This is a genomic window from Acinetobacter sp. GW821-FHT01E09 (genome assembly GCF_059422385.1).
This window is the reverse complement of the sequence record NZ_JBWKWU010000001.1, coordinates 2,686,399-2,708,144: the sequence shown is the minus strand read 5'-3', so window position 1 is coordinate 2,708,144 and position 21,746 is coordinate 2,686,399. Positions and strand designations below refer to the sequence as shown.

Sequence of the window (21,746 nt, the reverse complement as noted above, 5' to 3'; positions counted from 1 at the left end):
GATAGAGTGGCGATGACATTTACTCAACTGACTATTTTTGCCATGTTGGCTGAACAGAAAAGCTTTACTGTCACAGCGCAGCGTTTGCAAATTTCTCAATCTGCGATTTCTCATGCAATTAAAGGCTTAGAACAAGATTGGTCAGTCACATTGTTTTATCGCAATCATAATGAAGTTGAGCTAACTGAATCGGGTATACGGCTTTTAGTGCATGTGAAAGAAATTTTGAATATTTCTAATGTGCTAAAACAAGAAATCTCCGATATACAAGGATTTCATTCTGGCACTTTAAGAATTGGATCTTTCGGTGCTTCATCTTCTAATGTATTGATTCCCTTAATTCTAGAAAAATTTAGTTTAAAATATCCAAATATTGAAGTGTTTATTAAAGAAGGAACGGACAAAGATATTGCTCAATGGATTCATGACCGTACTATTGATGTTGGATTTGTGGTTTTACCTGAAGAACGTTTTGATACTTTTCCTGTGATTGAGGATATTTTTGTAGCACTTATTCCCAAATCCTATGCACGATCACAACAAAGTGCAGTTCGATTGGATGAATTGGTAGAACATCCTTTTTTAATGACCTCAGCAGGCAGTCAAAACCATGTGACAGAGATGTTTAGAAAAGCCAATCTGAGTCCAAAAATTAAATGTTATTTTTCTCAAATATTGACCATTATTAATATGGTGAACAATGGTGCTGGTGTGTCAATTGTCGCAGATATGGCCTTGAATAAAGAGTTGATGACGCTGTTTCCCAATGTTCAAAAATTACCTTTATCACCCAATATCAAGCGGTCTATTAGTCTGGCAGTGAAGAATAAAAAACAGATGAGTCCAATTACACAGGCATTTATTGATATTGCACAAATGGTTTAGCATCTTATCGTGAGCCTTTCGCAAAAGAACAAAAGAAGAGTATAAGCACAGAGAATGAATGATTTGATTTATAAACTCATAGAACGTCCTAAAACAGCATTTATATTATGTGGCTGTGTTGCTAACCTATCCTTATGGGCAATCAGCCATATCAAAAGCTTTAGCATTTTATGGGTACTCGGCTTTTTCATTTTTACCGCATTTTCTGCATTGGCTTTGTCTGTATATTTGATGGAAATTGTTGAGAAAAAGCCAAGATACAAAATCTACTTTCAACTGTTCTTTTACACACTTTTGATCATTTTATATTTAGCATTGAATACTTATAAATCTGTTTTAGATCAGAAATTTTTTCCACGAAGTTTAGTGATGTTTGTGATTGTGTTTTTCACAATGTTATTGATGATGAATTTAAGAGTCGTGGTGGGATATAGCTTCGAAAATATTAAAATGTTATGGAAAAGGCTTAAATAATTTTGCTGCTGATCTCAATATATCTGATTTGAACGTATTGGTTTATGCAACTAAATAAACAATACTAAACAGGCAATAAAGGAATGTGTTGATGGATTTAGAAACATTACAACGGCAAATCTGCAAAAAATATCAGTCAAAATATATCGAATTTAATCTGTCGGATAGGGTTGCAATTGCATTACAGAGTCTAGGTCAACAACCGATTTATGCAGTTCGAGTTGCGCTTCAAAAACAAGACAATGTTTCTTGGTTTATTCACTGTGGAGAATATTCTTCAGCTGATGATTTTTATCAACCGCTGCATGCCTCGCATTTACAGCAATATTTACCTGAAATTTTACCTTATTTGGCGCTTGAGCACGATTATCATGTCATTATTGATGAGCATGGCTATGAAGATGTTTGGATGAATCCAACAACCGACTAAATTTAGAGAATCATCGCAATCTGTATAAAATAATGAATGAATTGATAGTGATAAGAATTAAAAAGCATCTTCATCATGACCAAAAAAAGCGAACCGAAGTTCGCTTTTTTAAAGTGTAAATCAACTATAGAACTTAGAAGAAGCCCATTGCTTTGGTTGAATAGCTAACCAATAAATTCTTGGTTTGTTGATAATGATCAAGCATCATCTTGTGGTTTTCACGGCCAATGCCTGATTTCTTATAACCACCGAATGCAGCATGTGCAGGGTAGATATGGTAGCAGTTGGTCCATACACGACCAGCTTCAATCGCACGACCCGCACGATAAGAGGTATGCGCAGAACGCGACCATACACCAGCGCCTAAGCCATACATCGTATCATTGGCAATTCGGATCGCATCGTCATAATCTTTAAATGTTGCGACAGAGAGGACTGGTCCAAAAATTTCTTCTTGGAAAATCTTCATACTATTGTCACCTTTGAAAATGGTCGGTTCAATATAGAAACCTTGACCGACTTCCTGACGATCGCCACCACCTGTAAGCAATTGAGCACCTTCAGCACGACCTGTTGCGATACAACCCAAGATTTTGTCTTGTTGCTCTTGAGATGCCTGAGCACCAATCATGGTGTCTGTATCTAGAGGATGTCCAGTTTTGATGCGTTTTACCCGCTCAACAGCCATTTCTAGGAATTTATCGGCAATACTTTCTTGAACCAAGGCACGTGATGGGCAAGTACATACTTCACCTTGGTTTAAAGCGAACATGGCAAAGCCTTCAAGCGCTTTGTCTAAATAATCATCATCTTTATCCATGACATCTTCAAAGAAAATGTTTGGTGATTTGCCACCAAGCTCAAGTGTCACAGGAATAATATTTTCAGTTGCATATTGCATGATCATTTGACCAACAGCAGTGGAACCTGTAAATGCAATTTTAGCAATACGTGGATTGGTTGCTAGTGGGCGACCCACTTCAACGCCGTAACCATTGACAATATTTAAAACGCCTGGCGGTAAAATATCTTGAATGAGTTCAGCAACAACTAAAATACTTGATGGTGTTTGTTCAGCAGGTTTAAGTACTATACAGTTACCCGCTGCAAGTGCTGGTGCAAGTTTCCATGCTGCCATAAGAATAGGGAAGTTCCATGGAATGATCTGACCAACTACACCTAAAGGCTCATGGAAGTGGTAAGCAATGGTATCTTCATCAATTTCAGAAATACCACCTTCTTGTGCACGCAAACAACCTGCAAAATAACGGAAATGGTCAATTGCTAAAGGAATATCGGCTGCCAATGTTTCACGAATTGGCTTACCGTTTTCCCATGTTTCTGCAACCGCCAGTAATTCTAAATTTTCTTCTAAACGATCTGCAATTTTCAGCAGTACATTTGAACGTGTTGTTGGAGATGCTTTGTTCCATGAAGCTTTGGCTTTATGTGCTGCATCTAATGCAAGTTCGATATCTTCCGCAGAAGAACGTGGAATTTTGGTAAAGGCTTTACCATCTACAGGAGAGACATTATCAAAATATTGCCCTTTAACAGGTGCTACCCATTTGCCATCAATAAAGTTTTCATATTGGGCTTTGAACTGTACTTTTGAACCAGGCTGATTTGGATCTACATAACGCATAAGAGTATCCCTTTACTTATATTCATGATCATTCATGATGTGTTTAATATGGCATGTATGAACAATGATTGTTTACATGAGGGTTTGAGCATAGAGAGTCAAAGGTAGGGAAAAGGTTGGATGAAATCCAAGACACATTTGCGCTATGCTTTAATCTTTGGCAATATTTTCTTGTTTATTGAAAAATTGCTAAATATTGGAAAAAATTGGTTTTATTCTAACGCTTTGGTATGAGTTGTGTTGACTGAGGTTAAGCTCACTGTGTTAATGTGCTAGAGTAATTTATAAGCAGGTCCGCTGGATAAAAACAACAGAGAAAGGATAGGATATTTTTTAACGAATTACAGAGGAAGTAGCGTATGTTAAGCCAACAAGAGTTATCAAATAAACGGAGTTTAATTGAGCAATTACGCCAAAGTAGTAGTTTGTCTTTAAAACATGCTGATCAACTCGGGCAGAGTATTGCAAGTTCATGGCAACGTTCCAATTCAGCTGCGATTCCCAAAGATCGTGATGCTGCACCCTTGATGAATGTAAAACAAGAAAGAAAAACACTGTTAGAAAAAGCCATCGAACATTGTCGTGATGAATTAACTCATATCGCAGAACAGTCGGCAATGGTTGCTGCAGTAGGGGATATCGGTAGTACTATTATCTGGTCAGCCGCAAGTGGGCAAATGCGCAATGCCGCAGAACGTGTTCATTTTATTGCTGGTGGACAATGGCGAGAAGATTTGGTGGGAACCAATGCTTTGGCACTGTCATTAAAAACCCAACAATCCAGTTGTGTGTTTTCTAATGAACATTTTATGTCTTCGGTGCATGACTGGGTTTGTTATGCCTCTCCAATTATAGATCCATATTCCAAACAAGTTTTAGGGGTAATTGATCTTTCAACCACATGGAATCATCACAATAGTTTGGGATTACTGGCAGCTGAACGCTGTGCCTCAATTATTCAATCGGCATTGCTAGAGTTTCAACAACAACATTTATTTATCCGGGCTTTTGCTGTGCCACAAGTGTTGTTCAATGGCAAGATCGTGGTACTGACACCACGACAAATTGAAATTTTGACTATTCTTGCGTTGTGTCCACAAGGGATGAATCTGGAAAATTTACATCAAGCGCTATATGGTGAACGAAAAGTGAGTGTCGGCACATTAAAAGCTGAAATGTCGCAGTTGCGCGATATCTTGGGTGGCATGTTGGGTTCACGGCCTTATCGTTTATTGGCACATGTTGAGGCAGATTTCTTGCAAGCAGAGAATGCTTTAGATGCGGGTTATACCGAATCCGCTTTAAAATTATGCAAAGGTGTATTTTTAGCTAAAACTGAAAGTCCTTTTTTATCTGCATGGCGAGACTGCCTTGAATCACGCCTGAGTGAAGCGATTTTTAAAGCCAATGAAACAGATGCTTTATTAAAACACCTTGCACATTTTCCAGAGGCGATTGATGCCGTTGAGCGTCTGATTGAACTTACACCAGTCGGGCATCCTGCTCATCAAATTCTAATGAAATATAAAGATGAACATTGATTTTGCAGGATACTTTTAACTGATCATTGCGTTTGCAAAAAAGAATGAATTGGCGCTTTTAAAGCTGTTTTTGGGCTAACCAAGAAAAAAGTTGATGATAAACTTCTTTTCTGACTTCTGGTGCCGATAAGACTAAGTCATGCAGTCCATTTTGAATGGTCATGACATTAACGTCGCCCTGTATTTTACCTGCATCCCTGACGATGTCTTTGACCTCTAAAATAACATCAGTGCTTTGAGCATCTCGGTTAAATTTCTTGGGATAGGTTGTTTTGTGAGAATGCATCACTAAGGTTGGTACATTGATCTGTACACCTGCATGAATTTCTTTTTGCGCTTCAAAAATTGCATGCACAAAGCTTAAATATACTTTGGGGTAAGTTGGTTTTTTCCACTCTAAGCTGAAATCCCATTCGCCTTGCAAATCTTTATGCAGACTAGTGACATACCATTTATTTAATTCACTTGGAAACTTTAAATTAGGTAAGCGTTTACCCAATGCGCTGAGTTTGGGGAGGGCTAATTTTTTCTTCCAAGCAGGCATATTAAAGTCATAAAAAGGACTATTGCACCATAAGGCTTGAATAAGGGGATGTTGTGGATAATGTGCTGCATATAATGTTGCGATCAATCCACCTGTAGAATGTCCTGCCAGTAACACCTCAGTGTGGTCTTCCTGACCAATAATCTTTAATGCTTGTGTGATTTCTTCATCATATTCATTCAAATTTAGAACATAATAATATTTTTGATGTGGTAGGTAAGAACGACCATATTTTCTTAAATCAAGTGCATAAAAATCATAATCATGTTGATTAAATTGTTCAGCCATTTCTGTTTGAAAGAAATAATCGATAAAACCATGGATATAGAGCACCGCTTTCTTGCTCGCTTGAGCTGCTTGTTTGCGTACCAAAGTCGCAATGACTTTACCATCATAGTCATCTGTTAAGTTTAAGGTTAGTTTTTCATAACCTGTACCAAGGATATCAGGTTGATATTCAGTAGATTGAGTGGTCATAGCATATTCCTGAATTTATTGAAAAATGAAATCCGAAAAATTACAGATAGTCTTTTACCAGCGCATAGGATTCATCATATAGTTTTTGTGCCAACTGTATATCTTTGGCTTTGCCTGATTTAAACGCAGGGGTTTGCAAACTCACATAATCACCATTGCGCTTTTCCCATGATGGATCAAAAGCAATTTTTTTAATTAATTCGGCAGGCTTAGATGGTGGAATAAGACCAAGTTTAATTATTGCATATTGCCATTTGGGTAATTCACGATAAATCTCAGAATCTACGCCACCTGGATGCAATGCATTGCTGGTGACATGACTTCCTTGTAGTTGTTTGGCAAGGATATTACTAAACAGCAGATTGGCTAATTTACTATTGCCATAGCTCAATACACCATTGTATTTTTTCACTTGATCCGCGTTAAAGTTTTCAGGTTGGATACGACCTAAAAGATGCATCATTGAAGCCAAATGAATTACACGACCTTGTTGGGCTTTTTGAACCAATGGAAGAAGTTTCAATGTCCAAAGAAAAGGCCCCAGATAATTTACCCCAAACTGTTTTTCAAAACCATCAGCTGTGGCCTCAAGATCAGGTGTCATCATGCCAGCATTGTTGACTAATACATCAATTTTTTCATATTTGGCAATAATTTCATTGGCTGCTTGGTTAATTTGTTCAAGACTATTTAAATCAAGGCGAATCACGTCTACTTGACCTGTACCGAATGACTCTAAGTGTTGTTGTGCTGTTTTTGCTTTTTCAGGATTACGACAAGCAATGATCACATGGTGACCATCCTTAATAAATGTTTCTGCAGTTGCAAGCCCGATTCCAGTGTTTGCACCCGTGATGATGATGGTTTTACTTGTTGTTGTCATTGCTGAAATAATCCGCTGATGTTTTAAGCATCATAGTCATAGATTGTGACTTTATCAATATATCTGACAATAATGATTGTCATTTTTTGATAAGCGTATAAAAAAGGAATACTACCAAAGTAATATTCCTGAGTATCAAGCATACTTCATTGTATTAGGCCTAAAACAGTTGTCAGACTGAGTAGAACGAAAGGGGATCGTTTTTACATTGCTGATTCAAAAATTTTAATTACTTGAGCATCAGTTGCTTTACGTGGATTTGTCAACATACAGGCATCTTTTTGCGCATTTGATGTCATCACTGCATGATCTTCCGCTTTGACACCCAGTTCAGCTAAGCCAGAAGGGATACCAATAGATGATGATAACTCACGAATTGCATCAATCGCAGCAAAGGCAGCCTCAGTAACGGTTAAACCCTCAGTATTGACACCCATTAATTGGGCAATTTTTGCATAACGGTCAGGACAAGCAATTAAGTTAAACTCACACACATGCGGTAATAGAATTGCATTACATACGCCGTGTGGAAGGTTATAGAAGCCACCTAATTGATGAGCCATTGCATGTACATAACCTAAAGATGCATTGTTAAATGCCATACCTGCTAAATATTGTGCATATGCCATTGCATCACGTGCTTCAAGATTTTCGCCATTGGCAACAGCAGGGCTTAACCATTCGCTAATCATTGAAATGGCTTTTTCTGCACATGCATCGGTAATTGGGTTTGCAGCAGTTGAAACATAAGCTTCTACAGCATGAGTTAAAGCATCCATACCCGTTGCAGCAGTTAAAGCAGCAGGTTTTGCAATCATGAGTTTAGGATCATCAATTGCAACAAGCGGTGTACAACGCCAGTCAACAATCGCCATTTTTACATGGGTATCTGTATTGGTGATAATACAGAAACGAGTCATTTCAGAAGCAGTTCCCGCGGTCGTATTGATTGCGACAAGCGGTGTCATTGGGACTTTACTTTGATCAATCCCTTCATAATCACGAATATGACCGCCACCTGCGGTAACTAAGCCGATTCCTTTTGCACAGTCATGAGAAGATCCACCACCTAATGACACAATAAAGTCACAGCCATTATTGTTATATTCGTTTACGCCATTGTGTACATTAATATCTGTCGGGTTTGGTTCTGCACCAGGAAAAACATGACTGTCTACACCAGCTTCTTTGAGATAGTCAACAATAATGTCTGCAACACCAAATTTGAATAATCCAGCATCAGTGACGATGAGGGCTTTTTTTGCCCCTAAATTTTGTGCTTTAGCACCGACTTCTTTGGCACAACCTGGACCAAAAAGTGAGACGCAAGGGATGTAAAAACCGTTTGTTTGATCTGCTATATTTTTAAAAGCCATGGTGCGATTCCTTCTACCATTGTTATTTCATCATTCCAGAAAGGTGATGATCACCTTGAGGTTGAGTATCAGTTTTGAGGGCTGGATTGAATACCTACTAAACACCTACCAAATTTTAATAATAAAAACTTTAAATTAAGTGTTTGATATTTTTATTTAAAATAAAGTGATGAAGTTTTTCTTTATAATTTTTAAGGTGAAAAGCATACTTGAACGTGAGTTTTGATTAAAAACTACAAAAACATATTTTATTTGGTATTTTTTGTTTTGACAGATCATTTTATTTTTAAAAAGTGACGCGTTGAGTTAAATTTTGAGCATAAATTTTAAAATCCATAAAAATAGAATGAATTATCAATTTGTGAGAATGTGTATTAATAATTAAAAAGTGAAAATTATGTGAAAAATTTAATATTCCTATACTGAGTCAGTATGGGCTTAAATAGACTTTTTAAATATACCTGTACTGTTAATTTATGCTAAATGATAAAAATAACATAATGATATATATCATTAATAAGTATTATGAAAAATTTAAAAGTAAAAGTACCAATATTTTTTTCGGATGAGTGTAAATGCTATTGATCAGAATTTTATACATAAATATTGTTTTTTATGTATGTTTTTTAAACAGGTTGCCACGGTTCGGTAATCTCATATTTTAAGGATAAAAAATGAAAAAAATATTAACGTTAAAAAATATTGCTATAGCAACTTCATTATTCGCGATTACCAGCACGAGTTTTGCGGGGGAGTATAAACGCTTTTCAGTATCTGCAGGTTGGCTACATGTCATGCCTCAAGGAAAAGCCAATCCCTTTAATATTAATACCAGTGTTAAAAATGGTACCAATGCAACAGTCGGAAGTATCTCTACAACCAGTTTTTTAAACTCAGTTGATCCTAATGCGATGGGAGAAGACTTAGGCGGAGTGCCATTTAATCAGAAAGAGGTGTTAACTGAATTTCTCAATGATGCCTTTATGCAAACCTTATTGACTGATGGTAAGGGTAATATTTTGCCGGAGGTCGCAGGAACCGCAAATATTCATGGCTTGGAAAATTGGCAAGCCAAGGGTACAGGGCTCGAAGTCGATGATGTGGATACGCTGGGCTTGATGCTAAATTATTACATCAACGACAATGTTTCTTTGCAACTCATTGGTGGGATTCCTCCAAAAGTGGATATTAAAGGTAAAGGGGAAATCTTGGCACCGCTCACAGGATTAGCCACTTCGCCAAATGAGTTGGTTAATATCTTATTTCCAGATGGTATTGGTTTAAATCAAGCAATCCCAATCACCAATTTAGGCAATAAGTCTAAAGCAGCATCGGTACGTGCTTGGACACCAGCGCTGGAAGCGCAATATCAATTTGGTCAATCTGGTGTCAATAAATTGCGTCCATATATTGGGGTAGGGGTGATGTACTCTCATTTCACGGATATTAAGTTGAACTCACAGATCAAAAGTGATCTGGTTGCAGCGGGACACATGATTCAAAACGTTTTAGATGGAAAAGCTGGGGCTGCGTTAGATGGTAAACCTTCCAGTGCAAATCCTTATGTAAGAGTTAAAACGACTGATGCCATAGCACCCATTGTAAGTCTGGGCGCTACTTATGATATTAATGAAAACTGGTTTGGTGTGGCTTCTGTTTCTTATGCCAAGCTCAACAATCAGGCAAAGATTGATGTCGTTGATGCCAAGACTGGTAAGCGACTGATTAATTCCACGACAAAAGTCGATATAGATCCATTGATTACTTATGTTGGTGTGGGGTATCGCTTCTAAAATCAACACTATTTTCCCTAAGAATAGTGAAGATTTTAAATGGTTAGCTTCGGCTAACCATTTTTTGTGGTCTAGGTAAAATCTTGTTAGCGATATGTAGATTGACGAGCAATAAAAAAGCATCCATTTAGGATGCTTTTTTGAAGGTATCGTACAAATCAGAGAACTTATTTCTCTACGATTGCAGTTACACCTTGACCACCAGCAGCACAAATCGAAATTAACACACGACCTGAACCTTTTTGGTTAATCAATTTTGCAGCAGTTGCCAAAATACGACCACCTGTTGCTGCAAATGGATGACCAGCAGCTAAAGAAGAACCTTTAACATTGAGTTTGCTACGGTCAATTGAGCCCAATGGTGCATCTAGACCTAAACGTTCTTTACAGAACTTAGGATCTTCCCATGCTTTTAAGGTCGAAAGAACTTGTGATGCAAAAGCTTCATGAATTTCATAGTAGTCGAAGTCTTGAAGTTTAATACCCGCACGAGCCAACATACGTGGAACAGCATAAGCAGGTGCCATCAATAAACCTTCTTTCTTATTGACAAAATCTACAGCAGCAGTTTCAGTGAATGTTAAGTACGCGAGTACTTCATGACCATTTGCTTTCGCCCATTCTTCAGAGGCTAAAAGTACAACTGAAGCGCCGTCTGTAAGAGGAGTAGAGTTACCTGCAGTCATTGTTGCAGTATCACCTTTACCAAATGCAGGTTTAAGCTTAGCCAATTTTTCAACTGAAGAATCAGGACGTAAGTTATTGTCTTTGTCTAGACCCATAAATGGCGTGATCAAATCATCGAAGAAACCTTCTTCATATGCTTTGGCCATTTTTTGATGTGAAGATGCAGCAAGTTCATCTTGAGCTTCGCGAGGAATACCCCATTCTAAAGCAGTAATCGCTTGGTGATCACCCATAGATAAACCTGTACGAGGTTCACCATTTTTTGGCGCATCCATCAAGTCTTTAACATTGATTTTAGCTAAGGCTTTTAAACGATCTTTACCTGTTTTTGCAATGTTTAATTCAAGCAATGCTTTACGTAAGCCGTCACCAAACGCGATTGGTGCATCAGAAGTGGTATCTACACCACCAGCAATACCCACTTCAATTTGACCTAATGCAATTTTGTTTGCAACAAGGAAAGCTGCTTGTAAGCCAGTACCACATGCTTGTTGAATATCATAAGCAGGGGTTTCAGGGGCAAGTTGAGTATTTAAAACACATTCACGTGTCATGTTGAAATCACGGCTATGTTTTAGAACTGCACCAGCAACAACTTCACCTAAACGTTGACCTTGAAGGTTAAAACGTTCAATTAAACCGTTTAAAGACGCAGTAAGCATGTCAATGTTTGACGCTCGGAAATAAGGGCCATTTGAACGTGCAAAAGGAATACGGTTACCGCCAATAATTGCTACGCGACGTACAGTGTTTTGACTCATAATTTTATCCTGCTGACCAGAAGTTTGAGTTTTAGAAGATGAAGCTGTTGTAACTTTTTTTGCCGTCGATGCCGTTGCTTTGCTACGTGAAGCAGTTGCTGGTGCACGAGTCGGTTTTTTAGTCGTGTTGGCTGCATTGGCATTTGTAGAATTTGTGTTGCTACTTTTACTCGTACGAGTACGAGGTTTTGATGTATTTGACACAGTTTCTTGTACAGTGCTTTCAGCGTTTGAATTTTCTTGAGTTGTTTTGCTCATAAGGCTTTTCCAAGCATGTTCGCAATATTCTTAGTGCTTACATTAACATAATTGGCTATGACTCGAATTGACTATAATGACATTTGCATATTCTTTCAGGTCAAGTCATCATTTTGGCAACTCAAGTATGATTTAACTGAAGCTTATGGGTCATAGAGATGATAGCGTTGTTGATGATTCCTCTAAGCCTTGCGCAAAGACCAACGCAAGCCATTTAAGAAAGCGCAACACAGCTAAATATCTGAGATTATACTGAAGTTAAAAGATAGCTTAAGCCCCATACAAAATTAATTTGATGAGAGATAAGAAACATGTCTGACCAATACCAAGCATTTGCTAAATCTCCAATTGGTAAATTTGTCATAAAAAATTTAGGTTTACCATCACCAATCCAGCTAGACCGCTTTGAGTCAGCCACTCCTGTCGTTAAAGGTGCTGTATTATTTGGTGCAGCTCCAAAGAGTCATTTCACTGGTGAAGTTGCGCAGGTTCTTAGTAATATTCATGCCAACACTTATGCAGGGAATAACGCAGAGTTACAACAAGCTGCGGCAAAATCTGGTTTGAATGTTGGCGCTTTTAATGAAGGCGATAAAGAATCAAAATTCAAAGCAGTGATATTTGATGCATCAGGGATTCAAAATTCAGAACAATTACATGAACTACACAAGTTTTTTAATCCTGTTGCCCGTCAAATTGCGACATCAGGCCGTGTAATTATTATTGGTCTAACACCTGAAACTGCACCAACGATTAAGCAGGCGATTGCACAACGTGCATTAGAAGGGTTTGTTAAATCGGTTGGTAAAGAGTTTAAGAAAGGAATTGCTGCTGATCTTATTCTGGTTGATGCAGATGCTGCACAAAACTTGGAATCAAGTTTACGTTTTGCAATTTCTCCACGTTCAGCATACGTATCGGGTCAAGTGATTCGCGTATCTAAAGGTGATGTGATTGATATCGATTGGGCAAAACCGCTTGCAGGCAAAACTGCATTAGTAACAGGTGCAAGCCGTGGTATTGGTGAAGCGATTGCACATGTATTGGCACGTGATGGTGCACATGTAATTTGTTTAGATGTTCCACCACAACAAGCAGACCTAGACCGTGTTGCAAGTGAAATCGGTGGTTCTACACTCGCAATTGATATCACTGCTGCTGATGCCGGTGAAAAAATCAAAGCTGCGGCAGCTCAACAAGGTGGTTTAGATATCATCGTACATAATGCGGGTATTACACGTGACAAAACTTTGGCAAATATGAAGCCAGAGATGTGGGATCTGGTGATTAATATCAACTTATCTGCTGCTGAACGTATTAATGATTATTTATTGTCAAATGATGGTTTAAATGCAAATGGTCGTATTGTTTGCGTATCTTCAATTTCAGGTATTGCTGGTAACTTAGGTCAAACCAACTATGCTGCATCAAAAGCAGGTGTCATTGGCTTGGTGAAATTTACTGCACCTGTGTTAAAAAATGGTATTACTATTAATGCTGTAGCGCCAGGTTTCATTGAAACTCAAATGACCGCGGCAATTCCATTTGCAATCCGTGAAGCGGGTCGTCGTATGAACTCAATGAGTCAAGGTGGCTTACCTGTTGATGTTGCTGAAACAATTGCTTTATTTGCATCTTCAGCATCTACAGGATTAAATGGTAATGTTGTGCGTGTTTGTGGTCAAAGCTTATTGGGTGCATAATCACGCATAAGTGAAATCCTGTTTCGTTTAGGGGATTACCGCGAAGAGATTATTTGTGTATTTAAATAACGCTTTCGCTGGTTTTCTCTTAAACAAAATCAGGATGTTTAAGCTGTATCATCCGTTAATTTCCAACTGAAATGTTGGATTTTTTAAATGTTGAATAAGAATTAATTTTTCAAAGGTCCAGTATGAATACTCGCCATTTTAGTCAACTTCCTAAGCCATATTTAGCTTATCCAAAAGTGATTCAGGGTTTAATTTTTAAAAAGCCAAAAGGTGAAAAAGTTCTACCGCAAGTTGAATATGTGGTTGATTCATTCAAAATTGATCCAAATCATTTAAAAGCATATAACGAAGTGTGTGGCTTTAAAAATAATGGGTATATTCCCGCGATTTATTTAGCTGTTTTATCGCAAAGTTTACAAATGCATATGATGACCTCTGAAGCATTTCCTTTTGCAATCTTAGGCTTGGTGCATATTCGCAATCAAATTAAGCAAACACGTAAAATTGGGGTCAATGAACAGCTGACTTTATCTTGTCAATTTGGTGAGTTAAAGTCCCATGATAAAGGGGTTCAGTTCGATTTCATCACAACAGCCAAAGTTGGCGGTGACGTGGTCATGCAAGGATTAACCACCTATCTAGCACGCCAAAAAACCGATGGTTCAGTTACAGAAAAACCAAAAGATAAAAAAGAACCAAATTATCAAGTTCAGGCGGTTTGGGAAGTTTCTGAAAATACTGGTCGTCGTTATGCTATGACATCAGGTGACTTTAACTTGATTCATATCCATGCATTAACTGCAAAAGCATTTGGTTTTAAACAAGCGATTGCTCATGGGATGTGGAGCAAGGCGCGTGTTCTCGCTGGGCTCAACTTACCAGAAGCTTATGAAGCCGATGTATTGTTTAAATTGCCGATGTATTTACCTTCAACAGTAGAATTTTTAACTGCACAAGATGGTACAACAACTGACTTTTTGATTCGTAATCAAAAATCACAAAAACCTCATGTTTCTGGTGTGGTTAACGCTTTATAAGATAAAATATAAAGCCTGAGTCGAGATGATTCAGGCTTTTTTAATTAAAAAAGTTATGATTAAAAAAATAGGATAGGGCAATGAGCAGTTTAACGGACATTATTTTTGCGAATACGAAAAATTATCAGGGCTATGTGGATGAGCGTTTTCAAGATCTCGCTGTTCAATTTAGTCGTTTGCAGGATGGTCGTAGCGAAAATGGTGGTGCTGCTTTAACTGTTTATTTTCAAAATGAAAAAGTTGTCGATATATATACGGGTAAAAAATCAAAAACTGAGCAATGGAATGAGCGAACCTTGTCGGTTTGTTATTCCACAGGGAAAGGTGTACTGGCCACACTCGCGCATATTTTGGTGAGTGAAGGTTTCTTAGACTACGATACGCCTATAGTCAATTTTTGGCCTGAATTTGCTCAAAATGGTAAAGAGAATATGACACTGCGTCATATTTTAAGTCATCAAAGTGGCTTATACGATATTCGCAATATTATTGCTGGTGCCGTTGAAATGGCGGATTGGCAGCATATGCTTAAGGTGATGGAGCAGGCCACACCCCGTTTTGCTGTAGGAACTGATATTGCATATCAGGCATTAACGTTTGGCTGGTTGGTGGGTGGTGTTTTAGAGAAAGCAACGCAACAATCTTTAACACAGTTAATGCGGAAGTATTTGGTTGAACCCCTACACCTTGATGGTGCCTATTTTGGTGTGCCTGAATCTGAGCTAAATCGTGTGGCGCGTTTAATTCAAAAAGCAGCACCTGTACAAAAAACAGAAACAAAATCCAGTAAGAGCAAAGCCAAGAAGCATCATAAAACGTCTTTTTCCGATAAATTGGTTGAATTAACCGGACAAAATCCGCAAGATTTTTTAGATGCTATGGTACCGAAAGGGATGCGTGATTTTAGTTTCTTTAGTGACCAAGGGCTTCAAGCGATTATTCCAGCGGCCAATGGGGTATTTAGCGCCAATAGTCTTGCAAAAGTTTATGCCATGATGGCAAATAAAGGGGTTTGGGAAGGAAAAGTTTTCATTCGTCCTGAAATATTTGCAGAGTTAAGTAAAATTCAATCGATTAAGCGAGATCGTGTGATGCCAATTCCGATGAAATGGCGTTTAGGCTACCACCGTGTGATTAGTATGGGTAAACGTGCCAAGCAAGGCTTTGGTCACATTGGATATAACGGTTCTGGGGCGTGGTGTGACCCGCAACGAGGGCTTAGTTTTGCCTATACCCATAATTTTGCCATTGGTTCAATCACAGGCGATTATCGTCTTTGGGGACTGACCCAAGAAACATTGCGCTGCGCCGATGGTTTACTTAAGGGAAGTAAAGGCTGGTTCTAAATATTAAGATCAAAGCGATTAAAATTTTATAGAAGATCAGATGGCTGAGTCTTATTTTGCAAAAGAATTAAAAATAAGGACTTTAAACAGCAGTATATAGATTTATCAATATTTTCTTAGGCAAATAACTCCATTTTTAGGATGGTTTCGACATGGTGTTTAAACGAGTGTTGGTCTAGACCTTTTAAGCCAAGTTGATAGATTCCTTCTAAACCACAAACAAAAGCAATCAGCCGCCAAGCAATGTCTTGGCTGCTGCTGGTTGTAGCAATTTTAAATTCTTGTTGGCTGACGCCATGTTCAATCGCAGTAACCAAGGCTACATGCCATTGTTCCATCGTAATATTATAAGCTTTTTTAATTTCAGGATCTTGATCGATTAAAATCTCAGCTTCATTCCAAAGTCGTAAATAGGGTTGAGTTTGTTCAATATTTTCAAAGCCTAGCAAGAGAGATAAACGCTCAAAACTACTGTCGGTTTTAATTTGATCTTCTACTTCATTGAGTTGATCCATCAATTCAATAAAAACTTCGGCCTTTAAATGCGAACTTGATTCAAAGTGATGATGTACTTGTCCTGTTGAAACTTGTGCTTCTGCGGCAATACGGCGCACAGTTAATCCATTCAATCCATCTTGTAATGCAACACGCTTTGCTGCATCCAAAATCATAGTACGACGCTGTTCTCGGTTTAAATAGTTCATCACTTTTAATACAACAAAATTTACAAAACAAATATTAAACAAAGTTGGACGTTTGTTCAAGTCTGGTTATAATGACTCAACTTGAACAAGTGTCCAACTTTAATTAGGTGTGTTATGTACCGCAATTGGGTGATTTTGGTAATCATCGTTTTAATTTATTTACCGGTTTCAATTGATGCAACGGTTTTGCATGTTGCCATCCCAACATTGAGTGCTGCCTTATCACTATCCAGTAATGAAATGCTCTGGGTGATAGATATCTATTCACTGATCATGGCAGGCTTGATTTTACCCATGGGGGCATTGGGGGATCGTATTGGCTTTAAACGGCTGATGCTAATTGGTGCAGGTATTTTTGGTGTGGCTTCTCTCATGGCTGCTTTTGCGAGTTCAGCCTATATGTTGATTGCTGCCAGAGCATTTCTTGGTGTAGGCGCTGCCATGATTTTACCTGCAACCTTGGCAGGTGTTCGTAATACCTTCTTAGATGAAAAACAACGTAATTATGCTTTAGGTATTTGGGGAACTGTCGGTGGCGGTGGAGCGGCTTTTGGTCCACTTTTAGGTGGATTTATCTTGGAACATTTTTCATGGGGAACCGTGTTCCTGATTAATGTGCCAATTATTATTTTAGTCTTGGTCTTAACGACATGGCTGGTGCCGAAGCAAGCAGTACAAACCAAACAACCTTTAAATCTATTACAAGCGCTCATTTTGGTCACTGCTATCTTAATGCTGATTTATTCAATTAAGACCTCTATCTATGCGTTTAGCCTCGGGATGATTTTAATTTTTGTGCTTGGATTGGGATTGTTAGTGGGATTTATCCGCCATCAATTGAAAACAACCCAACCGATGATTGATTTTAGTCTGTTTAAGAATCCTGTGATTTCAACCAGTATTGTGATGGCAATGGTGGCAATGATTGCATTAGTTGGTTTTGAGCTACTCCTTTCACAGGAATTACAGTTTGTGTATGGATATAGCCCATTAGAAGCAGGTTTGTTTATTTTACCCTTTATGATAGCAATCAGTATTGGGGGACCCTTTACCAGTATTTTAATGAATCACTATGGTTTAAGACCTGTAGCAACTGTTGGGATGCTGATGTGCGCCTTATGTTTCTTCGGCTTAGCCATGACCAATTTTGACATAGATTATATTCAAGCTTGGGTGTGGATGGTGCTGATGGGGATCAGTGTTGAAATCGCGTTATTATCCTCCACAGCAGCTATTATGTCTGCTGTACCTCCACAAAAAGCAACGGCTGCTGGTGCAATCGAAGGTATGGCCTATGAGTTAGGGGCTGGTCTCGGGATTGCGATTTTTGGACTATTGTTGTCTATATTTTATGCGCATTCGATTATCTTGCCTGATCATTTACCGCTGAATATCGCAACTCAAGCAAGTTCCTCTATTGGTGAGGCATTATTACTGACCAAACAGTTAGAGCCTGCATTGATGCAACAAGTAAAGCAAGCTGCTTTTGAAGCGTTTATTCATTCACATAGTAAAGTCTTGGGCATTTCGGGTCTGATGTTCTTGGTTTTATCTGTATTTGTTTGGCGTGCTTTACCTGCAAAGAAACAGCGAGCAGTCTAGAATATTGCGCATAATTTAAATTATGCGCTTATTTTTTACATTTAGATTTTACAGTGTGAAAAAATGAGTTTGGTGAAGCTATTGAAAAACTATAGTAGTCCAAATTGTGATTTATTCAGCACTGCCACGGCAGTGTTTTTTAGTAAATTTACTAGTGTATATTTTTAAATCTATTTAAGAGATAGATAAACTTTATGTTGTACAGGTGTTGTGTTAAAAACAATCAATAATATTTTTGACTTTAATTAAATGATTAAAAAAGAATTATCAATTACAGAGCTATTTGGAATATTGTCTGTCGTAGCATTAAGTATATCTGTCTTTTCAAATGCTTTTTTCTACTATTCCCTAGATGCAGTGTGGGTAATGTCTATTTTATCGCCTACCTTCTATATTTTTGAAATATTAAAAGTTTTGCTTTTGATGTCTGGAGTTATTGTTTTAGTTATTTTTTTAATGGAAACATTCAAATGGTTAATTAAAAAATCATTCAATTTTAGACAGAAAAAACGCTTTAAACTATCAACAGACCCAGATCAAACGGATAATACTTATCAAGCAATCATTCAACAGGATAAATCATTCCACTTTTGGCAAACCATTTTTGTTATTGCTATTGCTTCAATAATTGTTTTTTTATTAACAACATTTGGCCTTATCAGTATCACTTCAATGTTTTGGAATTGTGTCCTAATTGGGCTTACATTCGGGATATTTACAAATAAAGAAATAAAAAAAGATAATGAAATCAAATTATTTATTCTGATCGTATTTGTTGCTTTAACGACTTGTTTCTCAGCGCAAATAAAGCTGAACAATCTTGAACAATTGCCAATGGCTAAATTAAAAGATGAGAAAAATAGTATGGGTTGGTACATTTTGGATGCAAGCCAAGATAAGCTAATTTTACTTAAACACGATTCAAAAAAGGTGATCAGAATAGCAAAACTCGAAGAAATTGATCGAATTATCTCTAATAAAAAATAACTCTACAGTTCTTCATTCACTAATCAGCAAAAAAACAGTATCCTTAGACCTGTAACTAGGAGCTTCCATGTATCAGGTACTTGCACGTAAATATCGCCCACGTAACTTTAATGAATTGGTCGGACAGAATCACGTTTCACGTGCACTGACCAGTGCTTTAGATCGTGGACGTTTACACCATGCCTATTTATTTACTGGAACACGTGGGGTGGGGAAAACCACGATTGCTCGAATTTTAGCGAAATGTTTAAATTGTGAAACAGGGGTAACCTCTACACCTTGTGAAGTTTGTGCAACCTGTAAGGCGGTAAATGAAGGGCGCTTTATTGACCTTATTGAAATCGATGCTGCATCACGGACAAAAGTTGAAGACACACGCGAGTTACTGGACAATGTACCTTATGCACCGACCCAAGGGCGATTTAAGGTATATTTGATCGATGAGGTACATATGCTTTCGACGCATTCCTTTAATGCGTTATTGAAAACATTAGAAGAACCGCCTGAACATGTAAAATTTTTATTTGCGACAACTGATCCACAAAAATTACCAATTACGGTGATTTCACGTTGCTTGCAATTTACATTACGTCCATTGGCTGTAGATGAAATTACCCATCACCTTACAGATATTTTAAATAAAGAAGAAATTTCATCAGAGCAAGATGCGATTTGGCAAATTGCTGAATCTGCCCAAGGTTCATTACGTGATGCATTGTCTTTAACTGACCAAGCAATTGCCTATGGTCAAGGTGCAATTCATCATCAAGATGTCAAAGAAATGCTGGGTTTGATTGATAGAACCATCATTTATGATTTGATCTTGGCAATTCATCAAAACCAAAATGCACGTGTCAGCCAATTATTACTACAATTTAGGCAACAGGCTTTAGATGTTTCATTGGTTTTAGATCAGTTTATTTCGACTTTGCATGAGTTGGCAATGTTGCAATATTTGCCTGATTTAAGTCTAAAATACAGTGCTGAAATTAATCAAAAAATTATGCAGTTATCAAAAATTGTCTCTGCACAAGATTTACAACTTTATTATCAAATTGCCAGTAAAGGTAGAGCGGAGCTACAACTTGCAGTAACACAAGAGCAAGGCTTTGAAATGACAGTATTGCGTTTACTGGCATTTAGACCGATGCAAATCAATGAAATTGTAGTCTCTCAAGCTCAACAACCACAAAACAATCAGAATATCGATCAAGTTGTTATTTCACAGCAACCGCATCAAGCATTTGTTCAAACGGGGCTTGTGCAACAAGCACAGATTCAGCAAGAGCAAATTCAACAAGAGCCAGCTCATCAACAGCAGACTCAGCAAGTGCCTGTTGAAAAAAACAGTGAACAACAAAATGTAGCTTTGGATGTGAGTTCACAACCAGAAAGTTACGCGCCATTAGCGGAGACACAGCAAGCGCAGGTTGAGGCCAATTCGCAGCGTGTAGTGAGTGATTTAGATCCAGCTTTTGACCAAGTTGAAGATCAGCAAACTCAACAGCAAAGTGTTGACCATGAACCGAGCAGTGATGACTATTTAGATGACTTTACTGAGGAAGTACAACAAAGCGCTGTGGTTGAAGCAACGGCTCATAATAGTCAAGGAGTTGAAGCGCAGCCGCCAATTATTCAAGAGAAAATTGACGTAGAAAATGCAGAACCAAGTTTAACCTTGTTTGGTGCTGAGTTGAGTCAACCGAAAAATACCACGTCTCCGTCTAGCCCAAATCAAGATGTATTCTTTTTAGCACCTGAAAATCAGGATCAAAATGTTGAAATTGATTTGGTTGAGCCTATTCATTCTCAAACAGATACTCCAGCTCAAGTTTCTAATATTATCCCTGAAATAGAACACGGATCTTGTTCTGAGGAACAAACGCCACAACAAATACTTGCCTTAAAATTACAGGTCTTAGAAGGTGAGTGGACGGTTGAAAAATGGGAGTATTGGTTTAGAAATAGCTCACTTTCTCCAGCTGTTCAAGAACTTGCACAGCATGGGTTAATGACAGGGGATGTGAATGGTCAATCTATTTTTCAAACTTCACAAAAATATGAAAAATTACTGAACCAAGCACAACATGACCTTGAGGCGAAATTAAAACAGCAGTGGCCGAATACGTTATTTACAGTGCAATATGGTGAAGTTGAGTCGACCACACCTTATATGATGCAAAACGAGCGTAAGCTTCGAGCTTATGATCGTGCCAGTGAAATGCTTCAAAAAGAGCCTTTAGTCAAAAGCTTAATTGAAGCATTGGATGGAAAGTTGGAAAATATTCAGCTTAAAGCCTAATTTTAAAAAAACATCTAGATTAAATATCGTTTTAAATAAGCTCAATTTCACTGGAATAGGGCTTGTTTTTATTCCACTGTATTTTGCCGAAATTTAGGCAATATTCACAATCCTTTTCTGCCTGTGCCAAGGTAAATTATTTTAAAATCTCATCAGGTTCTCAATTTATATAAGAATTTTAATTCCAATTATGATGATCAATCTGGCATTTATAGACGTTGTTATGCTGAAAATCACTTGTTTTAAATATTTTTATGGTTATAATTGCGGCAACTTTAATTAGCGGAGACCCTAAGTGGCAA

17 protein-coding genes are annotated in these 21,746 nt (G+C 37.8%); 11 read left to right on the top strand and 6 right to left on the bottom strand.

What is annotated here, in order from left to right:
- Nucleotides 1-12 precede the first annotated feature (12 nt).
- The 3 genes from AC07U8_RS12390 (at nucleotide 13) to AC07U8_RS12380 (ending at nucleotide 1,789) form a co-directional block, all read left to right on the top strand.
- Nucleotides 13-885: a LysR family transcriptional regulator gene (locus AC07U8_RS12390; RefSeq protein WP_303577746.1), complete on the top strand. Its 873-nt coding sequence runs from the start codon at nucleotides 13-15 to the stop codon at nucleotides 883-885.
- 54 nt (nucleotides 886-939) lie between these two features.
- Nucleotides 940-1,359, top strand: a complete 420-nt coding sequence (locus tag AC07U8_RS12385; RefSeq protein ID WP_494737965.1) for a hypothetical protein — start codon at nucleotides 940-942, stop codon at nucleotides 1,357-1,359.
- A 91-nt stretch (nucleotides 1,360-1,450) separates the two neighbouring features.
- Entirely contained in the window at nucleotides 1,451-1,789 is a 339-nt protein-coding gene (locus tag AC07U8_RS12380) for an immunity protein Imm33 domain-containing protein (protein WP_494737964.1), read from the top strand.
- A 133-nt stretch (nucleotides 1,790-1,922) separates the two neighbouring features.
- On the opposite strand, the gene exaC is transcribed toward AC07U8_RS12380, so the two are convergent.
- Nucleotides 1,923-3,434 (bottom strand): acetaldehyde dehydrogenase ExaC, encoded by a 1,512-nt coding sequence (gene exaC, locus AC07U8_RS12375; protein ID WP_004719517.1) that lies wholly within the window; start codon nucleotides 3,432-3,434, stop codon nucleotides 1,923-1,925.
- Nucleotides 3,435-3,793: 359 nt separating this feature from the next.
- Here exaC and AC07U8_RS12370 point away from each other — a divergent pair, with 359 nt between their 5' ends.
- Nucleotides 3,794-4,975: a sigma-54-dependent transcriptional regulator family protein gene (locus tag AC07U8_RS12370; RefSeq protein ID WP_004719519.1), complete on the top strand. Its 1,182-nt coding sequence runs from the start codon at nucleotides 3,794-3,796 to the stop codon at nucleotides 4,973-4,975.
- A gap of 58 nt (nucleotides 4,976-5,033) precedes the next feature.
- Here the strand turns inward: AC07U8_RS12370 and AC07U8_RS12365 are convergent, their stop codons facing one another.
- The 3 genes from AC07U8_RS12365 to mdh form a co-directional block, all read right to left on the bottom strand.
- On the bottom strand, nucleotides 5,034-5,996 hold the full coding sequence (locus AC07U8_RS12365) for an alpha/beta hydrolase (protein WP_494737963.1): 963 nt from the start codon (nucleotides 5,994-5,996) through the stop codon (nucleotides 5,034-5,036).
- A gap of 40 nt (nucleotides 5,997-6,036) precedes the next feature.
- On the bottom strand, nucleotides 6,037-6,879 hold the full coding sequence (locus tag AC07U8_RS12360; RefSeq protein WP_419263331.1) for an SDR family oxidoreductase: 843 nt from the start codon (nucleotides 6,877-6,879) through the stop codon (nucleotides 6,037-6,039).
- Nucleotides 6,880-7,082: 203 nt separating this feature from the next.
- Nucleotides 7,083-8,255, bottom strand: a complete 1,173-nt coding sequence (gene mdh, locus AC07U8_RS12355; RefSeq protein ID WP_105713693.1) for an iron-dependent methanol dehydrogenase — start codon at nucleotides 8,253-8,255, stop codon at nucleotides 7,083-7,085.
- Nucleotides 8,256-8,929: 674 nt separating this feature from the next.
- On the opposite strand from mdh, the gene AC07U8_RS12350 reads away from it, so the two are divergent.
- Nucleotides 8,930-10,048 carry an OmpW/AlkL family protein gene (locus AC07U8_RS12350; protein WP_004822285.1) on the top strand — a complete coding sequence of 373 codons (1,119 nt, stop codon included), beginning with the start codon at nucleotides 8,930-8,932 and terminating at the stop codon, nucleotides 10,046-10,048.
- Between the two features lie 167 nt (nucleotides 10,049-10,215).
- Here AC07U8_RS12350 and AC07U8_RS12345 read toward each other — a convergent pair whose 3' ends face one another.
- Nucleotides 10,216-11,754: an acetyl-CoA C-acetyltransferase gene (locus AC07U8_RS12345; RefSeq protein WP_034615194.1), complete on the bottom strand. Its 1,539-nt coding sequence runs from the start codon at nucleotides 11,752-11,754 to the stop codon at nucleotides 10,216-10,218.
- 311 nt (nucleotides 11,755-12,065) lie between these two features.
- Here AC07U8_RS12345 and AC07U8_RS12340 point away from each other — a divergent pair, with 311 nt between their 5' ends.
- From AC07U8_RS12340 to AC07U8_RS12330, 3 genes are all read left to right on the top strand, one after another.
- Complete coding sequence (locus AC07U8_RS12340; RefSeq protein ID WP_004822281.1) at nucleotides 12,066-13,457, top strand: 3-oxoacyl-ACP reductase; 1,392 nt, start codon at nucleotides 12,066-12,068, stop codon at nucleotides 13,455-13,457.
- Nucleotides 13,458-13,648: 191 nt separating this feature from the next.
- Nucleotides 13,649-14,503 (top strand): MaoC family dehydratase, encoded by an 855-nt coding sequence (locus tag AC07U8_RS12335; RefSeq protein ID WP_494737962.1) that lies wholly within the window; start codon nucleotides 13,649-13,651, stop codon nucleotides 14,501-14,503.
- An 80-nt stretch (nucleotides 14,504-14,583) separates the two neighbouring features.
- On the top strand, nucleotides 14,584-15,849 hold the full coding sequence (locus AC07U8_RS12330; protein ID WP_494737961.1) for a serine hydrolase domain-containing protein: 1,266 nt from the start codon (nucleotides 14,584-14,586) through the stop codon (nucleotides 15,847-15,849).
- 116 nt (nucleotides 15,850-15,965) lie between these two features.
- On the opposite strand, the gene AC07U8_RS12325 is transcribed toward AC07U8_RS12330, so the two are convergent.
- The gene (locus tag AC07U8_RS12325; protein ID WP_494737960.1) at nucleotides 15,966-16,553 is read right to left on the bottom strand and encodes a TetR family transcriptional regulator; all 588 of its coding nucleotides are present in this window, start codon (nucleotides 16,551-16,553) and stop codon (nucleotides 15,966-15,968) included.
- Between the two features lie 114 nt (nucleotides 16,554-16,667).
- Between AC07U8_RS12325 and AC07U8_RS12320 the strand changes: the two genes are divergently transcribed.
- From AC07U8_RS12320 to dnaX, 3 genes are all read left to right on the top strand, one after another.
- Nucleotides 16,668-18,155 carry an MFS transporter gene (locus AC07U8_RS12320; protein ID WP_494737959.1) on the top strand — a complete coding sequence of 496 codons (1,488 nt, stop codon included), beginning with the start codon at nucleotides 16,668-16,670 and terminating at the stop codon, nucleotides 18,153-18,155.
- A 249-nt stretch (nucleotides 18,156-18,404) separates the two neighbouring features.
- Complete coding sequence (locus tag AC07U8_RS12315; protein ID WP_494737958.1) at nucleotides 18,405-19,142, top strand: hypothetical protein; 738 nt, start codon at nucleotides 18,405-18,407, stop codon at nucleotides 19,140-19,142.
- Nucleotides 19,143-19,209: 67 nt separating this feature from the next.
- Nucleotides 19,210-21,444, top strand: a complete 2,235-nt coding sequence (gene dnaX, locus AC07U8_RS12310) for a DNA polymerase III subunit gamma/tau (RefSeq protein WP_494737957.1) — start codon at nucleotides 19,210-19,212, stop codon at nucleotides 21,442-21,444.
- Nucleotides 21,445-21,746 lie beyond the last annotated feature (302 nt).